At 62.7% G+C, this 12352-nt stretch carries 15 protein-coding genes; 9 read left to right on the forward strand and 6 right to left on the reverse strand.

All coding sequences use genetic code 11. The features are described 5' to 3' along the window. The first annotated feature begins 50 nt into the window (after window positions 1-50). Both DCY11_RS12130 and DCY11_RS12135 read left to right on the forward strand, forming a co-directional pair. Window positions 51-542 (forward strand): DM13 domain-containing protein, encoded by a 492-nt coding sequence (locus DCY11_RS12130; protein ID WP_108683102.1) that lies wholly within the window; start codon window positions 51-53, stop codon window positions 540-542. 107 nt (window positions 543-649) lie between these two features. Continuing rightward, window positions 650-1615 (forward strand): diguanylate cyclase, encoded by a 966-nt coding sequence (locus tag DCY11_RS12135; protein WP_108683103.1) that lies wholly within the window; start codon window positions 650-652, stop codon window positions 1613-1615. Window positions 1616-1706: 91 nt separating this feature from the next. On the opposite strand, the gene DCY11_RS12140 is transcribed toward DCY11_RS12135, so the two are convergent. Then, window positions 1707-2129: a cyclic nucleotide-binding/CBS domain-containing protein gene (locus tag DCY11_RS12140; protein ID WP_108683104.1), complete on the reverse strand. Its 423-nt coding sequence runs from the start codon at window positions 2127-2129 to the stop codon at window positions 1707-1709. A 174-nt stretch (window positions 2130-2303) separates the two neighbouring features. Further along, a complete protein-coding gene (locus tag DCY11_RS12145; protein WP_069443299.1) occupies window positions 2304-3206 on the reverse strand; it encodes a LysR family transcriptional regulator in 903 nt (300 codons plus the stop codon). Window positions 3207-3292: 86 nt separating this feature from the next. Between DCY11_RS12145 and DCY11_RS12150 the strand changes: the two genes are divergently transcribed. Further along, the gene (locus tag DCY11_RS12150) at window positions 3293-3934 is read left to right on the forward strand and encodes a class I SAM-dependent methyltransferase (RefSeq protein WP_108683821.1); all 642 of its coding nucleotides are present in this window, start codon (window positions 3293-3295) and stop codon (window positions 3932-3934) included. 90 nt (window positions 3935-4024) lie between these two features. Here the strand turns inward: DCY11_RS12150 and DCY11_RS12155 are convergent, their stop codons facing one another. From DCY11_RS12155 to DCY11_RS12165, 3 genes are all read right to left on the reverse strand, one after another. After that, a complete protein-coding gene (locus DCY11_RS12155; RefSeq protein ID WP_108683105.1) occupies window positions 4025-4981 on the reverse strand; it encodes a fatty acid desaturase in 957 nt (318 codons plus the stop codon). 389 nt (window positions 4982-5370) lie between these two features. After that, complete coding sequence (locus DCY11_RS12160) at window positions 5371-5778, reverse strand: BA14K family protein (protein ID WP_245409360.1); 408 nt, start codon at window positions 5776-5778, stop codon at window positions 5371-5373. 260 nt (window positions 5779-6038) lie between these two features. Continuing rightward, window positions 6039-6257: a cold-shock protein gene (locus DCY11_RS12165; RefSeq protein ID WP_045368201.1), complete on the reverse strand. Its 219-nt coding sequence runs from the start codon at window positions 6255-6257 to the stop codon at window positions 6039-6041. 407 nt (window positions 6258-6664) lie between these two features. On the opposite strand from DCY11_RS12165, the gene DCY11_RS15600 reads away from it, so the two are divergent. Continuing rightward, complete coding sequence (locus tag DCY11_RS15600) at window positions 6665-6832, forward strand: hypothetical protein (protein WP_159079993.1); 168 nt, start codon at window positions 6665-6667, stop codon at window positions 6830-6832. A 7-nt stretch (window positions 6833-6839) separates the two neighbouring features. Here the strand turns inward: DCY11_RS15600 and hemF are convergent, their stop codons facing one another. Beyond that, window positions 6840-7742 (reverse strand): oxygen-dependent coproporphyrinogen oxidase, encoded by a 903-nt coding sequence (hemF, locus tag DCY11_RS12170; protein WP_245409522.1) that lies wholly within the window; start codon window positions 7740-7742, stop codon window positions 6840-6842. Between the two features lie 360 nt (window positions 7743-8102). Between hemF and petA the strand changes: the two genes are divergently transcribed. The 5 genes from petA to DCY11_RS12195 all read left to right on the forward strand — a co-directional run bounded on the left by petA (window position 8103) and on the right by DCY11_RS12195 (window position 12317). After that, window positions 8103-8705 carry a ubiquinol-cytochrome c reductase iron-sulfur subunit gene (gene petA, locus DCY11_RS12175; protein ID WP_108683107.1) on the forward strand — a complete coding sequence of 201 codons (603 nt, stop codon included), beginning with the start codon at window positions 8103-8105 and terminating at the stop codon, window positions 8703-8705. Window positions 8706-8713: 8 nt separating this feature from the next. After that, window positions 8714-9976: a cytochrome b N-terminal domain-containing protein gene (locus DCY11_RS12180; protein WP_108683108.1), complete on the forward strand. Its 1263-nt coding sequence runs from the start codon at window positions 8714-8716 to the stop codon at window positions 9974-9976. A gap of 11 nt (window positions 9977-9987) precedes the next feature. Next, window positions 9988-10800, forward strand: coding sequence for a cytochrome c1 (locus tag DCY11_RS12185; protein WP_245409361.1), 813 nt, complete (start codon window positions 9988-9990; stop codon window positions 10798-10800). A gap of 10 nt (window positions 10801-10810) precedes the next feature. Continuing rightward, on the forward strand, window positions 10811-11368 hold the full coding sequence (locus tag DCY11_RS12190; protein ID WP_108683109.1) for a hypothetical protein: 558 nt from the start codon (window positions 10811-10813) through the stop codon (window positions 11366-11368). Between the two features lie 73 nt (window positions 11369-11441). Beyond that, window positions 11442-12317: an S-methyl-5'-thioadenosine phosphorylase gene (locus DCY11_RS12195; protein ID WP_108683110.1), complete on the forward strand. Its 876-nt coding sequence runs from the start codon at window positions 11442-11444 to the stop codon at window positions 12315-12317. Window positions 12318-12352: the final 35 nt, after the last annotated feature.

Genomic DNA, 12352 nt, shown 5'->3' on the forward strand with positions numbered 1-12352 from the left:
CAAGCTCCCAACGACGCTAGGTGCGGTCGTGGGGCATTGGGAGGGGCGACATGTGGCGATTCATCAAAGGATTCTTTTCCGGCATTCTGATCGGGCTGGTGCTGGGCCTCGGCCTCGGCATCTTTTTCTTCCCGTACCTGTTCCCGCCGCCGGATGCGATGGAGACGCTCAACCGTAATGAGGCGGGCGCGCTCGTCGCCAAAGGCACGTTCATTCACGCCAATCCGTCAGACCCCGTCCATTACGGCAAGGGCGAGGTCAGCGTTTATCCGAAGACGGTATTTCTCGGCCAAGACTTCGAGGTCGGGCCGGGGCCCGACTACCACGTCTATCTCGTGCCCAAGGCCGACATCCGGTCGTCGGACGACGTGAAGGATACGATGTATGTGGACCTCGGACGCCTGCGGGCCTTCAAGGGCAGCCAGAACTACGCGATCCCGGCGGGCGTCAATCTCAAGGACTTTCCGTCCGTGGTCATCTGGTGCCAGCAATTCGGTGTGCTGATCTCGCCGGCGGACCTCACGTTCGAGACCGGCACGTAATCATGGCGAGCGGCTCGGAGGTGCCGCTCAAACTGTCGAATGGGGCGCGAGGGCAAAATTTCGTTAATGGCCCTTAACTTTCTGGATAGGGCGCTCCTGTATCAAGCGTGTTCAACCTCTTCTACCCAGAGGCGATGATGGCTATCGATACACTTTCGTCTGACGAACTCTGTGCGGCAATCGCCGAACTCGACCGCTGCAGCTACAACCACGATCAGTGGCTGGAGTCGCTGATGGGCACACTCATTTGTGCTCTGCCGCCGGACCAGCGTGATATCGACGACAATCCCCATCGCAAGTGCCGCCTCGGCCAGTGGTATTACTCGGAGACGAAGCAGCCTCTTGCCCTCTCGAACCGTCCGGGCTTTGCGGAACTCGGAACGGCGCATGAGCGGATGCACTGCTATGCGGCGGACATGCTGCGTTCCACCGCCGCCGGCGAGCGGGTCACGATTCAGCAGTACCAGCGCTTCATCGCTGCGCTCAAGAACATGCGGCTGGAAATCGCCGCGCTGAGACAAGTCATGGAAGATGCGCTTCAGGCGGTCGATCCGTTGACGGGCGTGCCCGGCCGGTTTGGCCTCCTGTCGAGACTGCGCGAGCAGCAAGCCCTCGTGGAGCGCTGCGCGCAATCCTGCTGTGTCGCGATGATGGATCTGGACCACTTCAAAGCCGTCAACGACGCGTTCGGACATGCCGCGGGCGACCATGTCCTGAAGGCGTGTACGCACCACATGGCGCGCGGTTTGCGGCCCTACGATCAGCTGTTCCGGTATGGCGGTGAAGAGTTCGTGGTCGTGATGCCTGAGACCACGATCGAAGAGGGACTGGCCATCATCGATCGGCTCCGTGGTGAGCTTGCGGGCGTTCCCCAAGAGCTCGGGTCAGACGAGCCTGTTCACGTGACGGCCTCGTTTGGCGTCACGCCCCTCGAGCCGGGAGTTTTGGTGGAGACATCCATCGCCCGCGCCGACGAGGCGCTTTATGCCGCGAAAGCCGCGGGGCGAAACCGAGCGCTCGTCTGGGATCCAGCCATGGACGGCCACCAGCCTGCGTCCTCGCGGAGCGCGTGAGGGGTGAAGCGCTGCCGGGCCGAAGCTTCCTAGGGCCGGCGCGTAAAGGCGCCTGCGACACCCCGGCGTACAGCAGGCGGGAGCCTGGGGCTCAGCGGAGACATTCCGACAGATGATCGTCTTCGTCGAGGCGATCGATCTCGACGCCCTTGAAGTCGCCACGCGAGACGACGCCGAAGATCGTGTGGTTCTCCACCACCGGAAGATGGCGGATGCCCCGGTCGCTCATGGTGCGCAGTGCGTCGACGGCGCTGGCTGCGGGCAGGGCCGTCACCGGATTGGGTGTCATCGCGTCCAGTAGGGGCGTGGCGTCGGCGCTCTTGCCTTCGGCAAGCACGCGTACGGCATCGCGGCCCGTGAAAATGCCGATGAGCCGGCTGTCTTGATCGATCACGAGGACCGACCCCTTACGACGCTCCCACATGCACTGGCAGGCTTCCCGGACTGGTGCATGCTCCCTGAGTGCCAGGAGCCTCTGGTCCCCCAAGATGTCGGCGAGCCTTCTGTTGGTCATGCTGCCCTCCAATCTTCAGGAACCAAGAAGGCTAGCACGTTTTGCGGCTGCGACACATTGATGCGGAACAAGGTACGAGCGCTGCCTGAAGCCGCAGCCGGCGAAAGCAGCCCCAGCCAGCCAGTCGGCCGTGCCCACGCCGACGATGGGCCAAACGCGACGGCCTCCGCGCTCTCAGGGATGCTCACTCTGGTTCGAGAGAAACTCGGCCAGCGTGTCGTAGACGAGGCGGATGCGGCGGCTTGTGTAGAGTTCCCGGTGCGCGACGAGCCAGGTCGGAAACCTCATGGGCGCCATGTCGGGAAAGACGGGTTCCATGCCCGGTGTCCTGGCGGCGACGGCGGCGGCCATGAGGCACATGCCGAAGCCTTGGCGCGCCATCTCCCACATGACGAGGGCGCAGTCCGTGCCGAACCGGAAGTTCTCCCGCGCGGGCGAGATGCCGAACCGGCCGAGATAGTTGACCATCTCCTGCTGATTGTTGCTGCCGATGAAGTAGTGACCCTCGAGGTCCGCAGGCGAGCGGGGGCGACCATACTTGCTGAGATAGCGCTTCGACGCGTAGAGGCTGCCGTCGCTCTCGTTGACCAGCCGTCCGACAAGGTCCGGCTCATGCGGGCGCACGTGACGGATCGCAATGTCGGCCTCGCGCCGCCTCAAGTCGCGCAGCTCGTTCGACGCAACGATGTCGATTTCCAGGTTGGGCGCGAGTTCGTGCAGGCGCTCGATGACGGGCGGCAGAAAGTACACGGCGTACATGTTCGTCGCGGTGACCCGCACCACGCCGTCGATGGCCTGGCTGTGCCCCGAAGCCGCCAACGATACGCGGTGCGCCGCGTCTCCCATGACCCGGACATGATCGAGAAGCTCGAGGCCCGACGGGGTCAGTTCGAGCGTGCGGCCGATCCGCTGGAACAGCATGACGCCGAGATCCTCTTCGAGCGCCGCGACCTGGCGCCCAAGTGTCGGCTGCGTCAGCCCCAGGACCCGGGCCGCGCCCGAAAACGAGCCTTCCTCGGCCGTCGCGAGAAAGGCTCGGACCTGATTCCAGTCGAAGGAGATGGCCTGCCAGTTCATGCAAATTTGCATACACAAACTGCGAATTTTGACAATTCACATTTTAAATATGCATGGCACTCTACATCCACGAAAGGAGCCCATTCATGGTTCACGCAGCACAGTTTTGGGACGCCCAAGCGGAGAAATATGCCAAGCAGCCGATCGCGAACGAGGCGGCCTATGACGCCACACTCGACCGCACGCGGTATTACCTGGACGAGGGTCAGCGTGTCTTGGAAGTGGGGTGCGGCACCGGTACCACCGCGCTGCGTCTGTGCGACAACGTCCGCGAATATGTGGGCAGCGATTTCTCCAGCGGCATGATCCGCATTGCGAGCGAGAAGGCCTTCGAAAAGGGCGCGCGCAATGTCGCCTTCAAGACCGCGGCCGTCGGTGAGATCGCCGACAAGAACACGCCGTTCGACGCGGTTCTCGGCTTCAACCTCTTGCACCTGCTGCCGACGCTCGACGAGGACTTGAAACGGATCGCATCCGTGCTGAAGCCCGGTGGCCTATTCATCTCCAAGACCTTTTGCGGTCTCGGCCCCAAGGCGCCGCTGAAGTGGCGGCTGATGAAGATCGCCCTTCCGATCCTGCAGGCTCTGGGAAAGGCTCCCTATGTCCGATTCCAACGCGAGGCGGAACTCAGGGAGCAGATAGAGGCGCACGGGTTCGAGATCCTCGAGACGCGGCACTTCGTGACCGATGTCTCCGTGCCCTTCATCGTCGCGCGCAAGATCGCCTGATCCCGACTGAGCCCAGTCTCGTTACGGCAAAAAAAATAGCCGGGCTTGAGGCCCGGCTATTTTCATATTCGCGATGAGGCATGTGCGCCGCTAGCGCGCTTCGGTTGCGGCTTCGCGGTGCGGGCCGAAATCGTATTCGTAGATGTGGGCGTGTTCCTTCTCCAGGACCGGCCGCAGATCCGCGAACGCATCCTTGTATTTGTAGAAGGGGATGCGCGGGAACAGGTGGTGGATCAGGTGGAAGTTCTGGAACAGGTAGAGCCAGTCCACGACCGGCTCGATGATCTTGCCGTGCACCCAGAAGACGTTCGTGTCGCGATAGCGTTCGCGCACCTTGTGCGGCTTGTGGGGCAGATAGGCGAAGAAGTAGATGATGAGCGCCGACGCGAAAATGTGCGGCAGGACCCACAGCATCAGAACTTCGCGCCAATAGCCGATCACGCAGAGCCCGATGATGACCGCGTAGTAGAGGCCGTTCATCAGGGCGATCTGGATCGAGAGACTGCGCATGCCCGGGACATGCGGATGAAAGGCGATGTGGCGCCAGAAATAGTTGTGGTAGACGAACACGATCGTCAGACAACGCCAAACAAGCAGGAACGGGTTGTTCACCGCGACCCAATGGTCTGGATCGAGCTCCGGGTCGTTGGTCTCCCGGTGATGCGCCAGATGCATGTAGCGGAAGGCTTTGTATTCGTGCAGCAGGATCGTGCCGCACACATAGCCGACGAGATGGTTCAGCCATAGATAGCGAGAGTGCTTGCCGGCGATATTGCCGTGGCAGGCCTCGTGCAGCGGCGTCTGATCCGCGTAGAGAATGAGGCTGTTGAGGATCAGTCCGAGCCAGAGGGGGATGATCCCGAGCGTTCCCAGCGTGCACACGGTCACGAAAGACGTCACGATGCCGATCGCCAGGAACACGGTCGGCCAAGCCACCATGCCCTGATAGGGCCGGATCTTCTTCAGGGCTTCTCGGTCTGCTGGGGCGTTTGGCTGGTCGCGGGAGATTTCAGTGATCGCGGGTTCGGCGACAACGGAAACGGACATGGGCTGCAACAGTCCTCGGATTCTTGAGCTTCGATTTTTTCTAACACCGTCAAGACGGTAGTCGCGGCGTTGCGCTACGACTTTGCGTCAAGACAACAAAACACGGCGGCTGGCAACAAAATATGGCAAGCCACGCTAAACGCGTTCGAAAACGCTCGCAATTTTGGGCTGTGTCGGCATCGCGTTCAAGACGCAATGAATGTCGGTGTAATTAAGCATTGATGAAAAGCAGCCAGCAGCGGAAATCAGCCGGTTAGTGCGATGCCGGCGGCCGCGTGCCGTGCCGCGTGTAAACCCGCATGAAACCTATGTGGCGTGCATGCAACAGCCCGCCGGCTGTGGACCGGCGGGCTGTGCTGCATTGAACGACATCGGTTCAATCGACGGGTCTAGCGGCAGAAATGCTCGTAGCCGTCGTAGCCGACAAAGGTTCCCGACCGCGGGTTGAAGCTCCGGTAGCGGGACGAGCAGTAGGCATACCAATCCTGCGTCCAGGGCTCCGGACGGTAGCCCACGGGCCGCGCCGGCGGGGTCACGTAGACCTCCTTGGGGGTAAGCGCGCTGCCGATCACCGCGCCGGCGGCAAGGCCGACAAGACCGGCGCCGAGCGCATTGATATTGCTGCCGCCGCCACGGCGGCCGTAATAGTTGTTCTGGACGTAGGGACCGCCCGGGCCGCCCCGCCAGCCCTTGCCCTTGCCATGGCCGCGTCCGGCTTCCGCCGGAGCCGCCGCCACGAGAGCGAAGACTGCGACGAGCGCAGCGACAAATGCAAAATACGATTTCCGACCCATCATGTCTGTTCCTCGGATGTGGCGCCGTTGCCTCCGGGCGCCGTGAAGGTTGAAAGACCCCCCAGATCCGTGGGGCAATCTGCCCCCCGTTCATGGCACTCTAGGGGCGGCCACATGAACCTGTCCTGAACGTTGGCGCGTCGGCTAAGTTCCCCTGCGATCATGAAAAAACCGCCGGACCCCGTGTGGGGCCGGCGGTTCTCTAAAGCCTGCTGGCGCTTCTTGGAAGCGCGCGGCGATATACAGTTGGGCAGTCCTAGGCGCTATTGCGCAGCCTGGATGTTCGCTGCCTGCTTGCCGCGGCCGCGGCGGTCGTCCTCGATCTCGAAGGAGACTTTGTCGCCTTCGTTCAGGGGCGGCATGCCAGCGCGCTCCACAGCGGAAGCATGAACGAACACGTCCTTGCCGCCGTCTTCCGGCTCGATGAAGCCGAAGCCGCGAGTGTGGTTGAAGAATTTGACGGTGCCATTGACACGAGACATTTCGGGGGAGTCCTTTCCCGTTCGCTAGTTTTAAAATAACGGGCCACATGACCCCTTCGCTTGAGGCGTTCTCTAAGGAGTCCCCCAAGGAAGAAGCCCATGGCGTCTTCAGATGTCAGGAAAGGGTCGTGCTCTTGGCTACGTTCGTCGCTTACCGTCGTCTTCGTCCACGCCCAACAGCGGGCGCCCGGTGCCCCTAAACATGCGGCATTCTGGCACTTTTGGCAAGCGTTTTTGAGCCGCTCCCAGGCCGCTGACCCTTGCGGGCAAAGGGTTTCCGGGGCGTTAACCAAAACCTGTACGGCAGATGAACGGCCCTCTCAGATTGGGTTCAGCCGCCCCTCACTAAACCTGTTCCTACGACGCGCGGGAAGGACGCGCGCCGGTGCCAAGGAAGGGAACAGGTCATGGGGAAGATCGCGGGGAACATCACGGGGAAGAAGATCGCAGGTTTCGCGCTGGCGTTTGTCGCTCTCGCAGCCCTCGCGATCGCCGCCGGCATCCTCGCCGACGCCCAGACCGCCAGCCAGTTCGCCGACAACACCCCGCTGATGTACGCCGGTATCCGGGGGTAGGGCGCCGCTAAGGCCACATGACCAGGGGTGGCATGGAGGACAGGATCGCGTCCACATTGCCGCCGGTCTTCAGGCCGAAGATCGTGCCCCGGTCGTAGAGCAGGTTGTACTCCACATAGCGTCCGCGCCGGATAAGCTGCTCGGTGCGGTCTTCCTCGGTCCAGGGCGTACCGATATTGCGGGCCACCAGCTCCGGATAAATGCCGACGAAGGCCTTGCCGACTTCCTGAGTGAAGGCGAAGTCCGCCTCCCAGTCGCCCGTATCCAGATAGTCGTAGAAAATGCCGCCGATGCCGCGCGGCTCCTTCCGGTGCTTGAGGTAGAAATACTCGTCGCACCAGTCCTTGAAGCGCGGATAGTCAGCCGACGGCTGGCCCTCGCAAGAGGCCTTCATGGCCGCGTGGAAATCCTGCGAGTCAGCGTCCTCCTGGACGCGCCGCCGGTTGAGCACGGGGGTGAGGTCGCCGCCGCCGCCGAACCAGCCCTTCGAGGTGACCACCATGCGGGTGTTCATGTGGCCCGTGGGGGCGCTGGGGTTGGTCGGATGGGCAATGAAGGACATGCCGCTCGCCCAGAAGCGGGGGTCCTCGGCCGCACCTGGGATCTGGCCCGCGAACTCCTTCGGGAACTCTCCGTAGACGGTGGATGTGTGGCAGCCGACCTTCTCGAACACGCGGCCCGACATCAGGGACATGACCCCGCCGCCGCCTTCCTCGCGGTCCCACGGGGTGCGGGTGAAGCGGCCGGCTTGCTTGCCCTCGCAGCCGGGTGCCCCTTCGGCGGCATCCTCGACGGCTTCGAGCGCAGCCAGCATGCGGTCGCGCAGCTCCTCGAACCAGCGGCTCGCCCGGTCCTTATTGGCTTCGAAGTTGTTCTTCGACTTAGGGTTTTCCGATCCTTGCGCGTCCATGACTTCCCGTTCGATGACGTTTTCTTCTTGCATGATCCATCTACCTTACCGGCTCGTATCCGTCACATGGATGCATCATGTCGTTGCCACCATTGGCGCCCCCTTGATCTTCATCAGTAATTACCTGCGCCAATTTGACCACTGTGTCTGCTGGACAACATCCCACCGCAATGACAGAAAACCGCCATGAATCGCGTTGCACCGCAGCGCGCGGCTGGGCAATAACAAATCCGCGGCACGCTGGGTGCCCTTTTGTTGGGCAACAACAGAGTTTCGGCACGCACCGTGCCTTAACTAAGAGAGCCGAGAGGCTGGGCTTTTGCTCTCTTCGGCTCCATCAAATTAGGAGCGTTTGGCTTCATGGCCAATTCAGACAGTTCCACCGATCCTTCCTTTGTAGATGACGACGATCCGTCCCGGCGCGACGTGATCCTGATCGGCGCCGGGGCCTTTGCGGCCATTGGCGGCGCGGCCGTATTGTGGCCCTTGCTCGATCAGATGAACCCCGATGCCTCGACCCTGTCGCTTGCCTCGATCGACGTGGACCTTGCGCCTGTCGAAGAAGGCCAGGCCATCACGGTCATGTGGCGCGGCAAGCCGATCTTCATCCGCCATCGCACGGCCGAGGAAGTCGAGGCGGCCAAGGACGTGAAGCTGAGCGACTTGCCCGATCAGCTGGCGCGCAACGCCAATCTGGCGGACACGGCGCTCGCGACCGACACGAACCGGGCCGCGACCGACAAAGAGCCCTGGCTCGTCATGATCGGCATCTGCACCCATCTCGGCTGCATCCCGCAGGGCCAGTCGGTCGGCTCGTACAAGGGCGAGTATGGCGGCTGGTACTGCCCCTGCCATGGTTCGCAGTACGACACGGCGGGCCGTATTCGCAAAGGTCCGGCGCCGGAGAACATGTATATCCCGCCTTACGCCTTCACCTCTGACACCAAAATCAAGATCGGATAGGGCGGATCATGGCGCACGAATCGACTTACAAGCCCTCGACCGGCATTGAGCGCTGGCTCGACACGCGTCTGCCCGTTCCGCGGATGATGTACGACCAGTTCGGGGTCTTCCCGATGCCGCGCAACGTCAACTACTGGTGGACGTTCGGCGCGATCCTGAGCTTCATGCTGGCGGTGCAGATCGTGACGGGCATCGTGCTCGCCATGCATTATGTGCCGACCACGGACGGTGCCTTCGAGTCCGTCGAGAAAATCATGCGCGACGTGAACTGGGGCTGGCTGCTGCGCTACACCCACGCCGTCGGCGCCTCCATGTTCTTCTTCGCGGCCTTCGTCCATACGTTCCGCGGGCTCTATTACGGGTCCTACAAGGCGCCGCGCGAGATCCTGTGGATGCTCGGCGTGCTGATCCTGTTCCTGATGATCGCGACGGCCTTCATGGGCTACTCGCTGGTCTGGGGCCAGATGAGCTTCTGGGCGGTGACGGTGATCACCAACCTGTTCACCTCGCTCGACACCCTGATCCCGGGGCTCGGCACGACGCTGGTGCAGTGGATCTGGGGCGGGTTCTCGGTGGGCGAGCCCACGCTGAACCGGCTCTTCGCGCTCCACTATCTGTTCCCGTTCATCATCGCGGGCGTCGTGGTTCTGCACATTTGGGCGCTGCATATTCCGGGCAGCAACAATCCCACGGGCGTGGACGTCAAGACGAAGTCCGACACGCTGCCTTTCCATCCTTATTTCACCATCAAGGATGGCTTCGCAGTCGTGCTGTTCTGCCTTCTGTTCGGCGTGTTCCTGTTCTACGCGCCGAACTATCTCGGCCACACGGACAACTACATCCCGGCCAACCCGCTGCAGACGCCGCCGCACATCGTGCCCGAATGGTACTTCCTGCCGTTCTACGCGATCCTGCGGGCCATTCCCGACAAGCTGCTCGGCGTCATGGGTCTGATCGGCGCCATCGTGGTGCTGTTCTTCATTCCGTGGCTCGATACGTCGCGTATCCGCTCCGTCAGCTACCGGCCCATCTTCAAGTGGTTCTTCTGGCTGTTCGTGATCTGCTGCCTGGCGCTGGGTTATTTCGGCTCCCAGGCACCGGAAGGCTGGAAGCTTCTTTGGGGGCGCATCTGCACCTTCTACTACTTCGCCTTCTTCCTGATCATCATGCCCGTCGTGGGACTGATCGAGAAACCGAAGAGGCTGCCGGGCAGCATCACCGAGTCGGTGCTCGGAAAGAAGGATACGAGCGCCAGCGGGGGGACTGCGTGATGCGGAACGTCATGAAACTGTTTGCCGCCGTTGCGGCTCTCGCCATCGCGCTTCCCGGCATCACCCATGCCGCGGATGACGGCCATGGCACGGCGATCGAAGCGCAGGAGTGGTCATTCGGGCCGCCCTTCGGTCACTTCGACCGCGCGCAGCTGCAGCGCGGCTACAAGGTCTACCAGTTCGTCTGCGCGAACTGCCACTCGATGGACCTCCTCTCCTACCGCAATCTCGGGCAGCCGGGCGGTCCTCAGTTCTCGGAAGCGGCGGTCAAGGCGCTCGCGGCCCAGGCCCAGATTTCGGATGGCCCCAACGACAAGGGCGAGATGTTCCTGCGTCCGGCCAAGCCGTCCGACCGCTTCAAGGCGCCGTACGCCAACGAGCAGGCCGCTCGCAACGCCAATGGCGGGGCCTATCCGCCGGACCTCTCCGTGATGGCCAAGGCGCGTCCGGGCGGCCCGGACTATCTCTATGCGCTGATGACCGGCTACGAAGAGGCGCCGCACGACATGAAGATGTCCAAGGGCATGCACTACAACGCTGCCTTCCCCGGACATCAGATCGCCATGCCGAAGCCGCTGTCGGACGGCGTCGTGGAGTACACGGACGGCACCGAGCCCACCGTCAAAAACTACGCGAAGGACGTGTCCGCTTTCCTGATGTGGGCGGCGGAGCCCACGCTGGAGCAGCGCTACAAGACCGGCGCGCGGATCATGATCTTCCTGATCGTCTTCGCGGTGATCATGTTCCTCGCAAAGAGGGCGGTCTGGGCTCCGATCCACAGACGCGACCACGCGGCCCAGCACGCAGCCAAGACCGATACGTAGGACGCGATCGATGCTGCGAGCGCTCGTCTTTATCTGGATCGCGCTCGTCAGCTTCGCGGCCGTCGCTCAAGAAGATGGTGAGCCCGCGCCCGACGGCATGGTGCTGCTCACCGTCGGCGGACTGGTGGGCAAGACCAATCGCGGGGGGTTCGATAAGAACCGAGACAGCGCGCTCGCCAAGCTGAAGGTCGATTTCAAGAACGCGTATGCCTTCGACCGGGAGATGCTGCTCGCCCTGCCGCAAGGGACGGTCACGGCCGTCACCCCGGAGCTTGGGAGCGAGGCGGTCTTCAAGGGACCGTTTCTGCAGGACGTGCTGGTCGCGATCGAGGCGGCCAAGGTCAAGACACGTTTCGTGGCGACGGACGGCTACAGCGGCTATCTCTTGCCTGAGGACATAGACGGATCGGACTATATTCTCGCGCTCGAGGCCGACGGGAAGCCCCTCGGCCTGAACAGCCAGGGGCCGCTCTGGCTCATGAACACGCGCCAAGAGGGCGAAACAGTCGGAGAAGACAACCGTGGCAGCCATGTCTGGGCCTTGGTCTACATGCATGTAGGCGACTGAGTTTGGCCGGACCTAGGGCAGGGCAAGGGGCAGGGCAAGACGCCGCCGCATCTTCATTCACCGAGAGGAACGTATGACAAAAGCAGTGCTCGGCATTATCGGCGGGTCGGGTCTCTATGACCTGCCGGGACTTGAGAACGTGCGTGAGGAGCGCATCGAGAGCCCTTGGGGCGATCCGTCGGGCGCGCTTCGGTTCGGCGATATCGCCGGGCTGCCGATCGTCTTCCTGCCGCGCCACGACAAGGGGCATCGCCTGTCGCCCACCGACATCAACTATCGTGCGAATATCGACGTCATGAAGCGGGCAGGGGTCACCGACCTCATTTCGCTGTCGGCCTGCGGCTCCTACAAGGAGGATCTGCCGCCGGGCACGTTCGTCATCGTCGACCAGTTCGTGGACCGCACCCACAACCGCGCCACATCGTTCTTCGGCACGGGCTGCGTCGCCCATGTGTCCATGGCCCATCCCACCTCACCGCGCTTACGCATGCGCATCGCGGAGGCGGCGGAGGCCGAGTCCATCCCGTTCGTGCGCGACGGCACCTATGTGTGCATGGAGGGTCCCCAGTTCTCCACGCTGGCCGAGAGCCTCACCTACAAGGGGCTGGGGTATTCTGTAGTCGGCATGACCAATCTGCCTGAGGCGAAGCTCGCCCGCGAGGCGGAGCTCTGCTACGCGACCGTGGCCATGGTCACCGATTTCGATTGCTGGCATCCGGACCACGACGCGGTGACGGTGCAGGACATCATCCGCGTGCTCACGGCCAATGCGGAGAAGGCCGCGCGCCTCGTGGGTCGGCTCGCCCGCGACTTCCCGCGCGAGCACGAGTCTTGTCCCGCCGGCTCCGACCGTGCGCTCGACACCGCCATCATCACGGCGCCTGAAGCGCGCGACCCCGAGCTGCTGAAGAAGCTCGATGCCGTCGCGGGGCGCGTGCTGAACGGCTAGATGCCCCTGTCCTGGCCAGGCTCGTTCTAGTCAGC

The organism is Methyloceanibacter sp. wino2 (assembly GCF_003071365.1).
GTDB lineage: Bacteria > Pseudomonadota > Alphaproteobacteria > Rhizobiales > Methyloligellaceae > Methyloceanibacter.

Bases quoted from the DNA above. Each gene is read 5' to 3' on its own strand.
- DCY11_RS12130 (WP_108683102.1), top strand. From the start codon at position 51: ATGTGGCGATTCATCAAAGGATTCTTTTCCGGCATTCTGATCGGGCTG.
- DCY11_RS12140 (WP_108683104.1), bottom strand. From the start codon at position 2,129: ATGACCAACAGAAGGCTCGCCGACATCTTGGGGGACCAGAGGCTCCTG.
- DCY11_RS12145 (WP_069443299.1), bottom strand. From the start codon at position 3,206: ATGAACTGGCAGGCCATCTCCTTCGACTGGAATCAGGTCCGAGCCTTT.
- DCY11_RS12150 (WP_108683821.1), top strand. From the start codon at position 3,293: ATGGTTCACGCAGCACAGTTTTGGGACGCCCAAGCGGAGAAATATGCC.
- DCY11_RS12155 (WP_108683105.1), bottom strand. From the start codon at position 4,981: ATGTCCGTTTCCGTTGTCGCCGAACCCGCGATCACTGAAATCTCCCGC.
- DCY11_RS12160 (WP_245409360.1), bottom strand. From the start codon at position 5,778: ATGATGGGTCGGAAATCGTATTTTGCATTTGTCGCTGCGCTCGTCGCA.
- DCY11_RS12165 (WP_045368201.1), bottom strand. From the start codon at position 6,257: ATGTCTCGTGTCAATGGCACCGTCAAATTCTTCAACCACACTCGCGGC.
- DCY11_RS15600 (WP_159079993.1), top strand. From the start codon at position 6,665: ATGGGGAAGATCGCGGGGAACATCACGGGGAAGAAGATCGCAGGTTTC.
- hemF (WP_245409522.1), bottom strand. From the start codon at position 7,742: ATGGACGCGCAAGGATCGGAAAACCCTAAGTCGAAGAACAACTTCGAA.
- petA (WP_108683107.1), top strand. From the start codon at position 8,103: ATGGCCAATTCAGACAGTTCCACCGATCCTTCCTTTGTAGATGACGAC.
- DCY11_RS12180 (WP_108683108.1), top strand. From the start codon at position 8,714: ATGGCGCACGAATCGACTTACAAGCCCTCGACCGGCATTGAGCGCTGG.
- DCY11_RS12185 (WP_245409361.1), top strand. From the start codon at position 9,988: ATGAAACTGTTTGCCGCCGTTGCGGCTCTCGCCATCGCGCTTCCCGGC.
- DCY11_RS12190 (WP_108683109.1), top strand. From the start codon at position 10,811: ATGCTGCGAGCGCTCGTCTTTATCTGGATCGCGCTCGTCAGCTTCGCG.
- DCY11_RS12195 (WP_108683110.1), top strand. From the start codon at position 11,442: ATGACAAAAGCAGTGCTCGGCATTATCGGCGGGTCGGGTCTCTATGAC.